Here is a 17,185-nt window from a genome sequence, read left to right on the forward strand (position 1 = left end):
CCGGAACACCGGGGCTTTTCCTTTTCAGTCCACCAGCACAACCTGAAAATGACGTTTCTTGCCCAGGCTCAATCGGCTGCCTTCCAGCGTGGGAGACAAGGGCTCGTCCGGATTCTGGACCTGCACGTCGTCCAGGCGTAGCCCACCGCCGTCCGCGAGTCGGCGCACGGCACTGCGCGAACTCTGTAGTCCGCTAGCCACCAGAAGATCGGTCAGGGTGAGGCCCGTTTGCAGTGCGGTGCGGCTGGCTTCCACTTTGGGGAGTGTGTCGCTCTGGCTGCCCTCACTGAACAACGCCTGTGCCGCTGTCTCCGCGTCACGCTGGGCCGCTTCGCCATGGCACAAACGGGTCGCCTCGTTGGCCAGAACGATTTTCGCCTCGTTAAGCTCTGCACCCTGCAATGCGCCCAGGCGACGTACTTCGTCCATGGGCAGTTCGGTAAACAGTGCCAGGAAACGCTGTACGTCCCGATCATCGCAGTTGCGCCAGAATTGCCAGAAATCATAGGCAGATAGCTTATCGCCGTTGAGCCATACCGCGCATTGTGCCGACTTGCCCATCTTCTTGCCGTCACTCGTGGTCAACAGCGGCATCGTAAGCCCGTAGAGCTGCGGGCCATTCTGGCGACGTGACAGCTCAACGCCATTGATAATGTTGGCCCACTGGTCAGCGCCGCCCAACTGCAGAGTGCAGCCATACCGATGGGCCAACTCGACGAAGTCGTAAGCCTGAAGCAAGGTGTAGCCAAATTCCTCGAAGGACAGAGAGTGCTCACGATCCAGGCGATTGCGGATGGCATCGAACGTGAGCAGGCGGCTGATCGAGAAATGCCGTCCTACGGTATTGAGGAAATTCAGGTAACCCAGCCCATCAAGCCACTCGGCATTGTCTACTACCCGGGCTTGCCCGTCCGTATCGCCCACTTCCAGGTAGGTTGTAAATGCCTTGGCAATACCGGACATATTCTGAGCGATCTGGGCGTCGTTCAGCACCGGGCGGCTGCTGTCCCGAAAGCTGGGATCGCCAATGCGCGTCGTGGCGCCACCGATCAAAAGCAGGATCGGATGCCCTGCACGCTGCATCCAGCGCATGAGCATGAGACCTTGCAGATGCCCGACGTGCAGGCTATCAGCCGTTGCGTCAAAGCCTAGGTACGCGGTCACTGGTCCGTTATTGAGCGCTTGGCCAAGACCGTCACGGTCGGTGATCTGATGGATGAAACCACGTTCTTCCAACAGGTGAAGCAGGTCTTGCTGGGGCTTGTTCATTGAATACGTCTCCTTGGCTTTCTGGCCTGCGGAGACTGGGAGAGGTTGCATTCACCGAGCCGCCACAGGCGGTTCGGAATGCAGCGCAGCACCACCTACCACCCGAAAGAGTTCAGGTAGTAATAATACGCAGCGATAGGTGTGATAAAGGTGTTCATGGGCAACAAAGCTAACCGGTTCAGCAGGAAAGTCAAGCGAAACGGCAAATCACTAGAATTCCTTTCTTTCAACAGCCTATGACTTTTTCTCGTTTGTAGTGAGGGAAGCGGCAGACGCATAGTCTTCGCATCGTGATTAACGGCGAATCCCTCATGCGTATCTTCAACCCTGTCTTCGAGTCGCCACAAGGCTCTCCCATACGAGAGTTATTCAAGTATCTTTCCGTACCCGGCATGATCTCGCTGGCGGGCGGCTACCCTGCCTCCGATCTGTTTGATGAAGCAGGGCTGGCAGAGGCGATGACAGTGGCCTTTCGCAATTCAGTCGGTTGCCTGCAATATTCCAGCAGTGAAGGCTTGCCGGGCCTACGCGAGGCACTTGCTCAGTTGAGCCGCCAGCGTGGTATTCCCTGTGATGCGGACGATCTGATCGTCACGTCTGGCTCGCAACAAGGGTTTGATTTGCTGGTTCGCGTCCTGCTTTCGCCGGGTGACGCCGTTCTGGTCGAACAACCTACCTACCCCGCTACGCTTCAAGCCTTACGGTTGGCTCAGGCCAGAATAGAAACCGTCGCCTCGGATCTGGACGGTATCGATCCTGCGCAACTGGATAGTCAGCTGACCCGCTGTACGCAGGAGCAACGACCGAAGTTTCTCTATCTTTCCCCCACATTTGCCAACCCTACCGGACTTACGCTTGGTCTGGAACGCCGCCGCGCCTTGCTGGAGGTGGCGATGCGTCATGACCTGCTGATTATCGAAGATGATCCGTATGGTGATCTACGCTTTACCGGCGTTGCCATTCCCACGCTGGCAGCGCTGGCTCGCACACAACCGGAAACCCGAGATCAGGTAGTCTATTTGTCCAGCCTTTCAAAAATCGTGGCGCCTGGGGTTCGTATTGGCTGGATGATAGGGCCTGCCGAGGTACTCAAACGCTGTACGATCGCCAAGCAAACCGCTGACTTGTGTGCCTCCGGCTGGATGCAATCCATTGCCGAAGCCTACTTGAAGCAGGGTTTACTGGAGCGGCATCTACCGGTGCTTACCGCGGCCTATCATGAGAAGTGCCTGGCGCTAGTGAGTGGTCTACAGACACACCTTGGCCAACGGTTCGAATGCCGGATGCCGGCAGGCGGGCTGTTTGTCTGGGGGCGTTGGTCAGAGGGGCTGGATGCCAAGGCGGTCCTCGAGCAGGCTATTGAGCATAAGGTCATGTACGTTCCAGGCAGCGCCTTCTACGCCGAAGTCCCTGACCACTCTACGGTACGGCTGTCGTTTGCTGCGCCATCGCTCGAGCAGATCGGCCACGCGGTAGAGCGGTTGGCCTTGGCCGTTCAGGCATTCGGGCGTAAAGTCTAACCGACTATACCCGCCTGCCTCCAGGCGTTGACTCTGGCATCGCCGTGGCCCAGAAGATACCGCAACACCTGCTCGGTATGCTCACCGAGCAGCGGTGGAGGACGTCGGTACTCCACGGGCGTTCTGGAAAGACGTATCGGGCTTGCCACCTGCGGAACGGTTTGTCCCAGCGGATGCGCCATCGTAAAGACCAGACTGCGTGCCGCTACCTGCTTATCGGCAAAAACCTGGGCCACTGAATTGATCGGACCACAGGGCACACCCACCGCTTCGAGCAGGGCGATCCATTCTTCAGTACGCCTGAAAACGGTAACCTGCCGAATCAGCGGAACCAGTTCCATACGATGGACGACCCTCGCCTGGTTGGTGGCAAAACGAGGATCATTCACCCAATCCAGCCGGTCTGCCACCTCGCAGAACCGGCGGAACTGAGCATCATTGCCAATCGTGAGGATCATATCGCCATCGGCTGTTGGAAAGGCTTGATACGGCACGATGTTGGGATGGGCATTGCCAAGGCGCGTTGGCGACTCACCGGAGACCAGATAATTCATGGCCTGGTTGGCCAAGCAAGCCACTTCAACATCGAGCAGCGCCATGTCGATATGCTGCCCTTCACCGGTCTGAGTCCGATGGTTCAGCGCAGCCAGAACAGCCACCGTGGCATACAGCCCCGTCAGGATATCTACCAGCGCAACCCCTGTCTTGACCGGGCCACCGCCCTCGTCATCATCCGGATGGCCTGTCAGACTCATAAGGCCGCCAAGCCCCTGTATCAAGAAGTCATAGCCTGCCCGCTGTGCATAAGGGCCGCTCTGACCAAAACCGGTAATCGAGCAGTAGATCAGTTTCGGGTTAAGAACACTGAGCGAGGCGTAGTCCAGGCCATAGGCTGACAAGCCTCCAACCTTGAAATTTTCTAGCACCACATCCGATTTAACAGCCAGATCCCGAAGGATCTGCTGACCGTCGGGCTGGGTGAAGTCCACGGCTATCGACTGTTTGTTGCGATTGGCTGACAGAAAATAGGCCGACTCGCCCGTGTTCGCCCCTAGCGGGCCTTTTAAAAAGGGCGGCCCCCAATGACGTGTATCATCTCCTCGCCCGGGGCGCTCGACCTTGATGACTTCTGCCCCCAGGTCCGCCAGGATTTGTCCTGCCCAAGGCCCGGCAAGAACCCGTGACAGGTCTAGGACTCGTAAGCCTGCAAGTGCTCCAGCCATGAGCCAGCCTCCCTGAGAGTGATCAAAAGAAGGCCTGGATACCGGTCTGTGCCCGTCCCAAGATGAGCGCGTGCACATCATGGGTTCCCTCGTAGGTGTTGACCACCTCAAGATTAACCAGATGCCGCGCAATGCCAAATTCGTCAGAGATACCATTGCCTCCAAGCATGTCCCGGGCCATACGGGCAACGTCCAGTGCCTTGCCACAACTATTGCGTTTCATGATTGAAGTGATCTCCACAGCGGCCGTCCCCTCGTCCTTCATTCGTCCCAGACGCAGGCAGCCTTGCAGGGCCAACGTGATATCGGTTTGCATGTCGGCCAGCTTCTTTTGAATGAGCTGATTTGCAGCAAGAGGTCGACCAAATTGCTTGCGATCAAGGGTGTATTGTCGAGCGGTGTGCCAGCAGAACTCGGCCGCACCCAATGCGCCCCAGCTGATCCCGTACCGGGCGGAATTGAGGCAGGTAAAGGGACCTTTCAGGCCGCGTATTTCTGGAAATCGGTTTTCCTCAGGGACAAAGACGTTATCCATTACGATTTCACCCGTTACTGAGGCACGCAGTCCCACCTTGCCGTGAATGGCAGGTGCGGTGAGACCTTTCCAGCCTTTTTCCAGAATGAATCCGCGGATATCACCGGCCTCATCCTTGGCCCAGACCACAAAGACATCGGCAATCGGACTGTTGGTAATCCAGGTTTTGTTACCCGTAAGGCGATAGCCGCCCTCTACCTTTTTTGCCCGGCTAGCCATTGAGCCTGGGTCAGAGCCATGGTCCGGCTCTGTCAGCCCAAAGCAACCAATCCATTCGCCTGAGGCCAACCTTGGCAGGTATTTCTGGCGTTGTGCCTGAGTACCAAATTCATAGATAGGCACCATGACCAGAGACGACTGAACACTCATCATGGAGCGGTATCCTGAGTCGATCCGTTCTACCTCACGGGCGATCAAGCCGTAACACACATAATTAAGTCCACTGCCGCCGTATTCACTAGGGATCGTGGCGCCAAGCAAGCCTGCCTCCCCCATTTCGCGGAAAATCGACGGGTCGGTCTGCTCATGCCGGAACGCCTCCAGGACACGAGGCGCCAGTTGGGCCTGTGCAAATTGCGCGGCGCTGTTGCGTACCATCCGCTCTTCATCGCTGAGCTGTTGCTCAAGCAGGAGAGGATCTTCCCAATTGAACGGTGCATTGGCTGCCATTGCAGGTCACTCCGGTGATCTTGTTGTGAAGCAAGGCTAGAAGACGCCTAACTGTGCTGCAACCGAGCAATGTGCACAGGGTTGTGCGTAAAACTCACTTCACACCATGATGATTACCGCTGCTGTAGGCATTTGTCTGTGAGCAAGAGGTACATGTGAGAAGAAAAATACCCAGTACGGCTGCGCTGATTGCCTTTGAGGCTGCTGCCAGACACCAGAGTTTTACCCGTGCCGCAGATGAGTTGGCTCTGACACAAAGTGCGGTATGCCGGCAGATTGCAGGTTTGGAGAGCTTTCTGGGCATTGAGCTGTTTCGCCGTACTCGCCGGGGTGTTCTACTTACTGAAGCGGGATTATCCTATAGCCGGCAGGTAGCCCAGCACCTGGATGCAGCCGAGCGGGACGCTCTGGCTGTTATGGGCAAGCATGGCTCAGGCCGGCTCGAACTCGCGGTAGTACCCACCTTTGGTACACAATGGCTCCTGCCACGCCTTAAGCGGTTTCAAGTACTTCATCCAGACATAACGGTCAATCTGACCAACCGTACCCGCCCTTTTCTCTTTGCCGACACTGACTTCGATGCCGCGCTTTATTGTGGAGACGGTGAGTGGTCAGGCACACAAACCCATTTTCTCATGCACGAATACCCGGTGCCGGTGTGCAGTCCGGCATTGGTCGATCACAAGGATGGCATTACCGCTCAGGCTGTTGCAGCGCTTCCGCTACTGCAACAGACCACACGGCCTTATGCCTGGCGACAATGGTTTAATGCGCAGGGCCTGTCATTCCCCCATGATCTGCATGGTCCGCGTTACGAGCTGTTTTCCATGCTGGCTCAGGCCGCCATCCATGAAATGGGGGTTGCGCTGATTCCGCCGTTCCTTATCCAGAACGAGCTGGAGCAGGAGCGGCTTATCATCTTGAATACCTCTAGCTACCGCAGTGATCGTGCGTATTATCTTGCTATCCCCGAGCGTACGACCACATCTCAAGCATTACAGTCCTTTCGCGACTGGCTGCTTGGCGAGGCACAGGAGTACCGCACAGGCAGCTCATCATCAGAACACGGCATGGAAGAGCCAGTACAGCAACCCTGAAAGCATCATCGCGGCGGGTAAGGTAAATACCCAGGCCAGGGCCAGGTTGCGTACCGTAGACATCTGCAGGCCACTGCCATTGGCTGCCATGGTTCCCGCTACACCCGAGGACAAGACATGCGTGGTCGAGACAGGCAGGCCATACAGGTCGGCTGCGCCAATAGTAGCCATAGCGACCAGCTCGGCACTGGCGCCTTGAGCATAGGTCAGGTGCGTCTTACCAATGCGCTCGCCCACGGTAATGACGATCCGTCGCCACCCAACCAGGGTGCCCATACCCAGCGCAATGGCCACCGCCACCTTTACCCAAAGCGGAATGAATCGTGTCGCCTCATCGATCTGGCGCTTGAATTCATTGAGATTGTTGCGCGTGTCGTCGGAAAAGGTATCGAGCTTTTGTTTCTTGAGCAGGCTGATGCTTTCTGAAGTCAGGTACATGTCGTTACGCACGTTCATCATGGCCTGGGCAGGTACGTTGGCCAGCGTGCCGTAACTTTTCACCTCATCGGCGATCAACCCGGTCACTGCACCCAACGCCGGAATGACCTCCTCCGTGGACTTGCGGGTACGTACATATTCCAGAAGTACGCCACGTGGATCGGCCGGTGCAGCGCCAGGTACATCCTTTACAATTCCTTGTTGAGTCACCTGAGCTACAGCAACGAACTGCGGCGTTTGCGTGGCGGGCACTGCACGGTTCAGCGCATAGGCCATTGGCAAGGTACCTACCAGGATCAGCATGATAAGCCCCATTCCCTTCTGACCGTCATTGGAGCCGTGGGCAAACGACACGCCGGTGCAGGTAAGGATCAACATCCCCCGAATCCAGAACGGGGGCGGCTGAGTGCCTTTGGGCTCCTGATAGAGTGCCTTTTGCTTGACCAGCATGCGCAATGTCAGCAGCAGGAGCGCTGCACAGATAAATCCTACCAGGGGTGAGAAAAGAAGCGCATACCCCACCTTCAGCGCCTGACTCCAATCTACCCCGCTGCTGCCGTCTCGCCCTTCCAGCCAGGCATTGGTCAGCCCGACGCCCAGAATCGAACCAATCAAGGTATGGGATGACGACGCTGGCAACCCAAGCCACCACGTTCCCAAATTCCAGACAATGGCGGCAATCAGCAAGGCAAAGATCATTGCAAAGCCATTGCTGGAGCCGACCTGCAGGATGAGGTCAACCGGCAACAGTGCAATGATGCCGAACGCCACGGCGCCGCTGGAAAGCATCACACCCATGAAATTCCAAAAACCGGACCACACGACAGCGACCTGGGCAGGCAGTGAATGCGTATAGATAACGGTAGCAACTGCATTGGCCGTATCGTGGAACCCATTGACGAATTCGAATCCAAGCGCAATGACCAGAGCCAGGCCCAGCAATGCGAACGGCAACCAAGTGGTGGCTACCGATCCGGCTTCACGGACATCACTGACAATACCGTAGGAACTGATGAGAATGCCGGCAAAAAGCAATGAGAAAAATAGGAAAACACTTCGGCGACTGAACGTCTGGTCCAGCCGGGGACGCGTGGCTGCGGGGGCCGCATCATGAGCCTGGATCGTCGACATACGAGAGGACCTTATAGGACTGTTCACCTCACGCTATGCCCTCTTTGTGACATTTTGTATGCAAATATCGACCGTTTGTCCTTAAAGCGTCATCTTGTCATGAATGTTTCTTCTAGACATTTTGGGTACTGCTCAGACCCGCCGCCAATGATCGAAACCTAGTGTCAGGTCTTCAGACGCCATTTATTGCAAAAGACGCTAGCCACTTATAAATCAGGCCTTTCATCAGTAGTGCGTCTGGTAAACCAGGCGGGTCGCTGATCTCAAGCGACCCGCCTTGCCGGCTTATCCAGCCGGCATCTGTTTAGAAGATACTGATTGGGTAGTCGATGAAGATACGCACTTCGTTACCGTCATCGTTGTAGGAGCGGACATTGTTTGACGTGCGCAGGATGGAGTTACGCAGACGTACCGAAAGGTCCTTGGCCGGACCGTTCTGAACAACGTATTTCACCTGATTGAACAGCTCGCGCTCCTTGCCACGTCCATCTCCGGCATCGATATGATCACCGCGAACATAAGCCAGCTGATAGCTCAGGCCCGGAACCCCATAAGTGGAAAAATCCAGCCCATAGCCCAACTGCCAGGAACGCTCGTCCTTAGCGTTGAAGTCCGACCAGTAGGAGTTGGCAAGAAAGATCGTCATGCCACCGTCACCTATGCCGCCCGCGTTCTGATACCAGCCGTAGGGATAGCCAATATCACCCGTGCTGCGCTGGTGCGCCAGAGTGAAGGAGTGAGGCCCTACCGAGTAGGTAGCCGCCAGACTCCAGATCTTGTTGTCGCGGGCATTGGCATCACCTGAATAAGTCTGGGCAAAGCTCTTGTCCAACCGCGTCTTATAGCCATTGAAGTCAAACGTCAGAGACTGGTCCTTATCGATGGGCAGGACGTAGTTCAGGTTGATGTACTGCTTTTTCAGGACGTCTTTGACATCGGACGCATAAAGCGATGCCATGAACTGATCTGTGAACTTGTAGCTGCCACCGATGACATCGATCTTTTTCAGCCCACCGCTATCACGTCCTTCGGCACTCTTGCGGGACTCCTCGGTGAAGCGCCCTACGTTGAGGACAAGCCCATCGATTTCTTTCGAGGTAATCAGCGTACCGGTATAACTTTCCGGCAGTAGGCGTGAGGTGTCCGAGTTCAGGACCGGCAGCGCCGGCATCTGATCACCGTAGGTGATGGTCGTGTTGGAGAAACGTGCCTTGATCGAGGCGCCGCCCTTGGCGATATCGCTGGCCGCCTCACCGCTGTCGCCCTGTTTGAAGAAATCGATACCGCCAGCACCCGAGCGGCCTTTGCCACCGTCCAGGCGCAGACCGTACAAAGCAAATGCGTCGACGCCAAACCCTACGATACCTTGTGTAAATCCAGATGCAAAATTGGCCGTTACGCCCTGCCCCCACTCCGCCTTGTCTTGATTACCGTGCTTATAGTCACGGTTCATGTAGGCGTTGCGCAGGAACAGCTTGAGGCTGCTGTCCTCAATAAACCCGTTGGAGGTCTGGGTTTCAGCTGCCAATGCCTGGGTAGCACTCAATACGCCACAAGCAATCAAGGTAATCCGTTTGTTTAACATCTACTGCCGTTCCTTTCTGACTAATACGGTGTGACGATCAGGCTTGTTTCTATAGGTCTTTCCTGACGGACTGGAAGGATTCCCGCACACGTGAATGACAGGAATGCTCATGGCTTACCGGTTGGGTGCCGCCTCGGCGGGTAAGCCTACGCGAGCGTTCCAAAAGCCTCATAAGGCCTGGCAAATCATGAGCTCTCTCGTGAAAGGGTATGTACGAGAGCAGCCACCTCGCACCCGCAAGAAAACAGGTGCCTGTTCTTCTCTACTGGTGATCGCAAAGCGATAGGCCATTGTACTGCCATATCAGGGGGTTATGTAACTGTAAGAAAAGGTTGCCGAACATGAATAGGTTTCAGGTTAATGCCGACGCCAAACGTGCTTGCCGACGCGTTTGGCCCGGCCATATCAAGCCGTATAAACGGCCCGGTTAGTGCAGCAAGCGTGGAATGTGAATCCTCCTGTGCCAAAAGATGTCTATACCTCATCAAGGGCGCCTGTTCGCGCTTGGAGTTTGGCAATCTAATTATCACGGGAGATACGATGACGGCACATCCAGCACCGGGCATCCTCAATACAATAGAAGGTCAGCGGCTTTCCGGCGTCGATGCCGAGCACTGGCGGAAATGGGGTCCCTACCTGAGTGAACGCCAATGGGCAACGGTGCGTGAGGACTATAGTGCCGATGGCAACGCCTGGAGCTATTTCCCGCACGAACATGCACGCAGCCGTGCCTATCGCTGGGGTGAGGACGGGCTGGCCGGTTTCTCCGATGTAGCCCAGCAGTGGTGTCTGGCGCTAGGGCTCTGGAATGAGCGCGACCCTTTTATCAAGGAACGTCTGTTCGGCCTGACGAACGCCGAAGGCAACCATGGCGAAGACGTCAAGGAACTGTATTTCTATCTGGATGGCGTTCCAAGCCACTCCTACATGCGCATGCTCTACAAGTATCCTCACGCCGAGTTTCCCTACGCCGACCTGGTAGAAGAAAACAGTCGCCGTGGCCTTGAGGATGCGGAGTACGAGATTCTGGATACCGGTGTCTTTAACGACAACCGCTATTTTGATGTGACCGTCGAATACGCCAAGAACACGCCGGACGATGTGCTGATGCGTGTCACGGTGGTAAACCGCTCTACCGAGGCGGCACGCCTACATGTCATGCCCCACCTGTGGACACGCAACACCTGGGTATGGACCGGAGCGCCGCAGCGACCGCTGCTATCCATCATGGACGACGGAAAAGTCAAGGCAACTAACTACAACTGGGCGGATTATATCGCTACCGCATGGGGTGACGTCACGCCCGAATGGATCTTCTGTAACAACGAAACCAACAAGCCAAAACTGGAAGGCATTGAAGCGTCCGGTCCGTTCAAGGATGGTATAAACGATTATGTGGTGAGTGGTGACGAGCAGGCGATTCGCCGAGACTCCGGCAGCAAGGTGACTGCACGGTTCGTACTGGATATTCAGGGAAATGGCCGGTCGGTTATCTATCTGCGATTTGCACCGGAAACCGCTGACCCTCATCTCGATGTAAAAGCGGTCTTCGCCAAACGCCGTGCTGAAGCAGACGCGTTTTACGCAGAGTTGCAACACAACATCATCGATGAGGACGCCCGCAACGTACAGCGGCAGGCCATTGCCGGCCTGCTCTGGTCCAAACAGCTCTACTATTTTGAAGTCAACCGCTGGATTGATGGTGATCCCAATCGTCCTGCCCCGCCCCAGGAGCGTAAGAGCGGGCGAAATACCCAGTGGCGGCATCTCGTCAATTTCGACATCGTATCAATGCCGGATAAGTGGGAATACCCCTGGTATGCGTCATGGGACCTTGCGTTCCAGGCGGTGGCCTATGCCATGATCGATCCGGGTTTTGCCAAGCAGCAACTTCTTCTGTTAGTCAAAGACCGCTTCATGCACCCCAACGGGCAGCTACCGGCCTACGAATGGAACTTTGAGGATGCCAATCCTCCCGTACACGCTTGGGCCTGCTGGCATGTTTATCAGCAAGAAAAGGCACTGACGGGACACGGTGATCGCGAGTTTCTGGAGCGCGTTTTCCATAAGCTGTTGCTCAACTTCTCCTGGTGGGTCAATCGCAAGGATGCCGAAGGCCGCAATCTCTTCCAGGGGGGCTTCCTGGGCCTGGATAACATCGGCATCTTCGACCGTTCCGCCGTCTTGCCGCCCGGCTCTCACTTGGATCAGGCCGATGGAACTGCGTGGATGGCTGCCTACGCGCTTGACCTGATGCGCATTGCACTAGAGCTGGCCAAGGAAAACCCGGTATACGTCGACATTGGCGTGAAGTTCTTTGAGCACTTCCTGCATATCGCCGGCGCGATCAACGCGGGTGAAGAGCGCCATGATGGACTCTGGGATGAGCAGGATGAATTCTTCTATGATGTGCTGCACCGTGGCGATGGCACCTGTGAGCCGATGCGGCTGCGCTCGATCGTAGGACTCATCCCGCTGTTCGCCGTGCAGGTATTAGAGTCCAAGGAATATGAAGGCCTGCCTGGCGTGCGGGATCGTCTGAAGGAGTTCGTACGGCAACGTCCTGATTTGGCACGACTGGTTTCCCGTTGGACCGAGCCCGGTCAGGGCAACCGATTCCTGCTGGCGCTGCTGCGTGGCCAGCGGACCAAGAGTCTCCTGGCGCGAATGCTGGATGAGAAGGAGTTTCTGTCACCATTCGGCATCCGCTCACTGTCCAAGATACATGCCGAAGCCCCCTTCGAGATGCGGCAGGAAGACGGCTCCATGCTTAGCGCACGTTATCAACCCGCCGAATCTGACTCCCGGCTGTATGGCGGTAACTCCAACTGGCGGGGGCCGCTGTGGATGCCGATCAACTATATGTTGATCGAATCGCTGCACGAGTTCTATCTGTATTACTCGGATAACTTCTCGGTGGAGTATCCGACTGGCTCCGGCTACCTCGCCTCCCTGGAAGAGGTCGCCAGCGGCCTGAGCGAGCGTTTGACACGCATGTTCCTCAAGGATGAAAACGGCCACCGTCCCAGCATGATGGCCTATCCACAGCTTCAGAATGATCCAGACTGTGCAGACCTTGTGCTTTTCCATGAGTATTTCCATGGTGAGAACGGGCGCGGTCTTGGAGCTTCCCACCAGACCGGCTGGAGCGCACTGGTCGCGCTGCTGCTTCAGCCTCGTTGATAGCGGTGTATGAAAGGCCGGACCTCGTCCGGCCTTTTTACAGCTGGCATTTCAATGCAACCCAGCAGCCTTTAGTATCCATAGCGATGTGCACGCGCGGTTCCACCGGTTCAATGTGCTACGCCTTATAACAATCCCAACAAGGAGACCTTGATGTTCGCCCGATGGACATTGCCATTTGCTGCAGCGGTATCACTTTCCATCTCCATGCTTCTGTCACCTGCACTTACGTTTGCGGCCTCAAGCCCTGCCGTGGAGGCCAGGCATGGAATGGTCGTCTCGTCGCAACAGCTGGCTTCCCAAGTAGGCGTGGATATTCTCAAGAAAGGGGGTAACGCCATCGACGCCGCTGTTGCTGTCGGTTACGCGCAGGCCGTGGTCAATCCCTGTTGCGGCAATATCGGTGGCGGTGGCTTTATGACAATCCACTTGGCGGATGGCAAAGATACCTTTATCGACTTTCGCGAAAAGGCGCCTGCTGCCGCCAGTGCAGATATGTATCTCGACAGCAACGGCAAGGTCCGTAAAGACGCCAGCCTATATGGCTATCTGGCCGCTGGCGTGCCCGGTACGGTATTGGGCCTGGACACCGCTCACCAGCGGTACGGCAAGCTGACCCGAGAGCAGGTCATGGCGCCGGCGATCGGGCTGGCGCGGGAAGGCTTTGTATTGACCCGGGCGGATACCGATATCCTCGACACTACCGTTGAACGCTTCAAGCATGATCCGGAAGCCGCACGACTTTTCCTGCGCAAGGACGGCTCTCCACTTCAGCCGGGTGACCGTCTGATACAGACCGACCTTGCCAACACCCTCGCTGGCATCGCTAAAGGGGGACCGAACGCCTTCTACCAGGGACGCATTCCCCAGGCTGTCGAAAAGGCGGCCAAGGCAGGGGGCGGCATCCTGACGGCAGAGGATTTTGCGCGTTACACCATCAACGAAACCGCACCGCTTACCTGTACCTACCGAGGCTACACTTTTGTGTCTGCCCCACCGCCCAGCTCAGGAGGTGTAACCTTGTGCGAAACCCTCAACATTCTTGAAGGTTATGACCTGAAAAGCATGGGCTTCAACTCAGCGGATTATATCCATACCCTGACCGAAGCCATGCGGCAGGCCTACATGGACCGCAACACCTCTCTGGGCGATCCGGCCTTTGTCGATAATCCCATCGAGCAGCTCACCAGCAAAGATTACGCCGCCCAGGTACGCAACCGGATTATTCCCAACAAGGCCACCCCGTCGGCGCAGGTCATTCCAGGCATGGAAACACGAGAAAAGCCAGAGACCACGCACTATTCCATCATGGATGAACATGGAAATGCCGTTTCCACGACCTATACCATCAATGGCCGATTCGGATCAGTCGTTATTGCGCCCGGAACCGGGTTCTTTTTGAATAATGAGATGGATGATTTTACCGTGAAGGTGGGTGAGCAGAACCTGTATGGTCTTGTTCAAGGCACAGCCAATGCGATAGCTCCTGGCAAGCGGCCGCTGTCGTCGATGACGCCCACCCTGATCAACAAAGATGGCAAAACCTTCATGGTCCTGGGCTCACCCGGTGGTTCGCGCATCATCTCCATCACGTTGCAGACCGCCCTTAACGTCATTGATCATGGGATGCCGCCTCAGGAAGCAGTCGATGCGCCACGAATTCATCACCAATGGATGCCGGATGAGGTGTATTACGAGCAACGCGGCGTATCTGCCGATAGCCTCAAGCTCCTGCAGGACATGGGCTATACCATGGTGCAGCAGACACCATGGGGCGCAGCCGAGTTGATCATGGTGGGCCTGCCGGGTGCGCCTGGTGTCATGGCAGATGACTCCGGCAACGACTCGGCAGTATCCGGGCGGGTGCGGGAAGGCTTTCTTTACGGCTCCAACGACGTACGCCGTCCCGCAGGCGCCGCAATCGGCTATTGAACCCTCCAGGCGGCGCTACCAGTCGCCGCCTGCCTCCGGCATCTCGTATTCCCGGTACTGGGTCACTGCCATGCCTATCTCTGGATCGTCATGGAGGGTTGGCTCCTGACTCAGCCGTTCGACCAGAAAATCGATAAACACCTTGAGCTTGGGTTGCAGGTGCCTGGTTGCTGGATAGAGCAGCCAGGCTCCTCCGCAGTATTGCGTCTGGAATGACCACTCAGGCAGTACTTGAACGATCAGACCCTTGCGTAAGGCGTAGCGCGCGGTGAAATAGGGAAGACTGCCGATACCGATATGGTGTAGCACAGCGTCCAGTCGCGCCCCGGTATGATTAGCGGCATAACGGCCGCGAACGTTGACGCTCACAGTCTTGTTGCCTTTTCTGAACCGCCAACGTGAATCGGCCGGCTCCTGCCCAAGGTAAATGCAGCTGTGCGTTGTCAGCTCCCGAGGATGCTCCGGCGTGCCATGCTCTGCCAGATAATGGGGCGTCGCCGCCAGTAGATGGTCGATCTGCACCAGTTCTCGTCCCATCAGGCCGGGCGGTGGCTGATCCGTAATGCGGATAGCCAGGTCCACATCACCATCGATGAGATCGACATAGTGGTCGCTCAGATTCATCTGCACATCCACTTGCGGGTAGAGCCGCAAAAATTCGGGCAGGTGCGGATGAATCAGAAATCGCCCGACTGCCTTCGGCACACTCAGGCGGATAACACCCTCCGGCGTCTGACTGAACTGCCCGCTGACCTCCATGACGGCGCGCGCAGCGTTCACCATGTCGACACAGCGCCGATAGACCTCTTCTCCGCTTTCGCTCAAACGAAGCTTGCGTGTCGTCCGGTTGAGCAGGCGTGTCGCCAGGGCCTTTTCAAGCCGGGCTACACTTCGGCTAGTGGAAGACGGTGTCGTGCCCAGCTGACGTGCAGCCTCGGAGAAGCTTCCAGTTTCGACGACCTTGACGAAAACAACCATCTCGCCCATTAGCATGATTGATAGATTTGTGCTCACCGCGCAAAAGTCCTTTGGAATGCAGGCGGATTATCACAATATCACCCCTTCCCTAGAATGGGGCAGGCATCTGCTTTGCAAAGGGCTTTAGACATGACTCAGCGTCTGTATTATTCGAGTGACATTCTGGTCATGGAGGTTGAAGTTACCGCCTGTGCCCCTTGGGAAGATCTCTATGCGGTGGAGTTGGCCGCCACGCCCTTCCATCCCCAGGGCGGCGGGCAACCCAGCGATACCGGCTGGCTGGGCGACACAGAGGTCGTCATGGTCAAACAGGACGGCGAGCGTATCGTCCACTACACACGAGAGCCTCTAACACTGGGTTCCGTGCGAGCCCGTGTCGATGAGAACCGACGTCGACTGCATACACACTTGCACTCGGCCGGTCATCTGATCGGTCATATCGGAGAGGCGTTTGGCTGGCGACCCGTCAAGGCACACCATTGGCCAGGAGAAGGCCGTATTGAGTTCATGCCCGGTCAGGAGGCTCGGCCTCTGGATGCGGAGCAGCTGGAATCTCATTTCGACCAGTACGTGCAACAGGATCTACCGGTCAGCATCACCCTCGATGACGAAGGCCAGCGTAGGGTTGGCTTTGGCGATTTTACGCCTTACGGCTGTGGCGGCACGCATGTTCGCTCCTCGCGGGAGCTTAACGGACTGAAGGATCTCCTGCTCAAGGAAAAGAAAGGAAAACTCTCCGTTCATTACGATGTGACTTCCCCATGACGTGATCACACGATGGTCAGGGTCTGCGACGTGTAACAACCATACGAGCACACCAGGAAGTCACCCTATCACCCAAGGAACCTGCTCATGATGCTTGAAAAGCAGCGTCTCGAGACGTCGTCCATCAACGCTCTCGCTAACGAAGAGGTCATGGCGATCCACGTCAGGCAGTTCATTCCTCAGGAACTGGCGTCGAAGATAGCCCAGCAAATTCTCGGGCAGGGTTTCGAAAGCTACCTTAACGCACCCAGTATCGGCCGTATCGGCATGGCCTTTTACGAGGCTGAAAATCAGCCGCCCCGGCTGGCGGACTATTTTGAAAGCGTCTACGAAAACATCGAAGAACTGCGACGGCGTTGCCAGCCGTATCTGTCCCCTATCGATCTGCTGCGCTGCACGCTTGATGAAGTCTGGCCTGCGGGCGCCCGGCTGCAAACCCTGTATGGACGCAAGATGTATGTAGGGCTTTCCCGCGTCGTCAAACCGGGCGTTCGCTTCCTTGCCCATCACGACATCTTTGCCAAGGATGCTCCGCAGAGCACCGAGGCCATGAGCCTTGAGGCCCAGATGGCCTGCAACGTTTACCTGAACATGCCAAGCGAGGGCGGCGCCCTGCAGCTCTGGCGAACCGAGCTTACGCCCGATCAGTTCGACGCCCTGCGTGGCACAAGCTATGGGATAGACCCCACCCTGCTGGGGCCACCCGATGTTGAAATCCGACCGGAGCCGGGTGACCTCATTCTCTTCAACTCAAGAAAGATGCATGCGGTCACTCCCGGTTCGGACCATTTACGCCTCAGCCTGTCGTGTTTTGTTGGATACCGAGGCGCTGGCAGTCCGTTGACCTTCTGGAGTTGAAA

General features: G+C 56.5%; 12 protein-coding genes. 6 read left to right on the forward strand and 6 right to left on the reverse strand.

What is annotated here, in order from left to right; all coding sequences use genetic code 11:
- Positions 1-24: 24 nt before the first annotated feature.
- The gene (gene tyrS / locus JQR90_RS21905) at positions 25-1,269 is read right to left on the reverse strand and encodes a tyrosine--tRNA ligase (RefSeq protein WP_010798492.1); all 1,245 of its coding nucleotides are present in this window, start codon (positions 1,267-1,269) and stop codon (positions 25-27) included.
- Between the two features lie 311 nt (positions 1,270-1,580).
- Between tyrS and JQR90_RS21910 the strand changes: the two genes are divergently transcribed.
- Positions 1,581-2,789, forward strand: a complete 1,209-nt coding sequence (locus tag JQR90_RS21910; protein ID WP_010798493.1) for a PLP-dependent aminotransferase family protein — start codon at positions 1,581-1,583, stop codon at positions 2,787-2,789.
- On the opposite strand, the gene JQR90_RS21915 is transcribed toward JQR90_RS21910, so the two are convergent.
- Both JQR90_RS21915 and JQR90_RS21920 read right to left on the reverse strand, forming a co-directional pair.
- Positions 2,786-4,012 carry a CaiB/BaiF CoA transferase family protein gene (locus JQR90_RS21915; RefSeq protein ID WP_010798494.1) on the reverse strand — a complete coding sequence of 409 codons (1,227 nt, stop codon included), beginning with the start codon at positions 4,010-4,012 and terminating at the stop codon, positions 2,786-2,788. The genes JQR90_RS21910 and JQR90_RS21915 overlap by 4 nt on opposite strands.
- Before the next feature lie 22 nt (positions 4,013-4,034).
- Positions 4,035-5,216, reverse strand: coding sequence for an acyl-CoA dehydrogenase (locus JQR90_RS21920; RefSeq protein ID WP_010798495.1), 1,182 nt, complete (start codon positions 5,214-5,216; stop codon positions 4,035-4,037).
- A gap of 155 nt (positions 5,217-5,371) precedes the next feature.
- Between JQR90_RS21920 and JQR90_RS21925 the strand changes: the two genes are divergently transcribed.
- On the forward strand, positions 5,372-6,313 hold the full coding sequence (locus tag JQR90_RS21925; RefSeq protein ID WP_010798496.1) for a LysR substrate-binding domain-containing protein: 942 nt from the start codon (positions 5,372-5,374) through the stop codon (positions 6,311-6,313).
- On the opposite strand, the gene JQR90_RS21930 is transcribed toward JQR90_RS21925, so the two are convergent.
- Both JQR90_RS21930 and JQR90_RS21935 read right to left on the reverse strand, forming a co-directional pair.
- Positions 6,275-7,882, reverse strand: coding sequence for an inorganic phosphate transporter (locus JQR90_RS21930; RefSeq protein ID WP_010798497.1), 1,608 nt, complete (start codon positions 7,880-7,882; stop codon positions 6,275-6,277). The two genes, JQR90_RS21925 and JQR90_RS21930, sit on opposite strands and share 39 nt — an antisense overlap.
- 304 nt (positions 7,883-8,186) lie before the next feature.
- The gene (locus JQR90_RS21935; protein ID WP_010798498.1) at positions 8,187-9,467 is read right to left on the reverse strand and encodes an OprD family porin; all 1,281 of its coding nucleotides are present in this window, start codon (positions 9,465-9,467) and stop codon (positions 8,187-8,189) included.
- 540 nt (positions 9,468-10,007) lie between these two features.
- Between JQR90_RS21935 and JQR90_RS21940 the strand changes: the two genes are divergently transcribed.
- Together JQR90_RS21940 and ggt are read left to right on the forward strand one after the other, a co-directional pair.
- Positions 10,008-12,650 (forward strand): MGH1-like glycoside hydrolase domain-containing protein, encoded by a 2,643-nt coding sequence (locus JQR90_RS21940; RefSeq protein WP_037031065.1) that lies wholly within the window; start codon positions 10,008-10,010, stop codon positions 12,648-12,650.
- A 207-nt stretch (positions 12,651-12,857) separates the two neighbouring features.
- On the forward strand, positions 12,858-14,582 hold the full coding sequence (gene ggt / locus JQR90_RS21945; protein WP_208859655.1) for a gamma-glutamyltransferase: 1,725 nt from the start codon (positions 12,858-12,860) through the stop codon (positions 14,580-14,582).
- 15 nt (positions 14,583-14,597) lie between these two features.
- Here the strand turns inward: ggt and JQR90_RS21950 are convergent, their stop codons facing one another.
- Positions 14,598-15,596, reverse strand: coding sequence for a LysR family transcriptional regulator (locus JQR90_RS21950; protein ID WP_010798502.1), 999 nt, complete (start codon positions 15,594-15,596; stop codon positions 14,598-14,600).
- Positions 15,597-15,689: 93 nt separating this feature from the next.
- Here JQR90_RS21950 and JQR90_RS21955 point away from each other — a divergent pair, with 93 nt between their 5' ends.
- Positions 15,690-16,325, forward strand: a complete 636-nt coding sequence (locus JQR90_RS21955) for a hypothetical protein (RefSeq protein WP_010798503.1) — start codon at positions 15,690-15,692, stop codon at positions 16,323-16,325.
- A gap of 87 nt (positions 16,326-16,412) precedes the next feature.
- Positions 16,413-17,183 carry a 2OG-Fe(II)-dependent halogenase WelO5 family protein gene (locus JQR90_RS21960; protein WP_010798504.1) on the forward strand — a complete coding sequence of 257 codons (771 nt, stop codon included), beginning with the start codon at positions 16,413-16,415 and terminating at the stop codon, positions 17,181-17,183.
- The last annotated feature ends 2 nt before the right edge of the window (positions 17,184-17,185 follow it).

The organism is Pseudomonas sp. JZ114, assembly GCF_051027705.1.
Taxonomy (GTDB): domain Bacteria; phylum Pseudomonadota; class Gammaproteobacteria; order Pseudomonadales; family Pseudomonadaceae; genus Chryseomonas; species Chryseomonas luteola.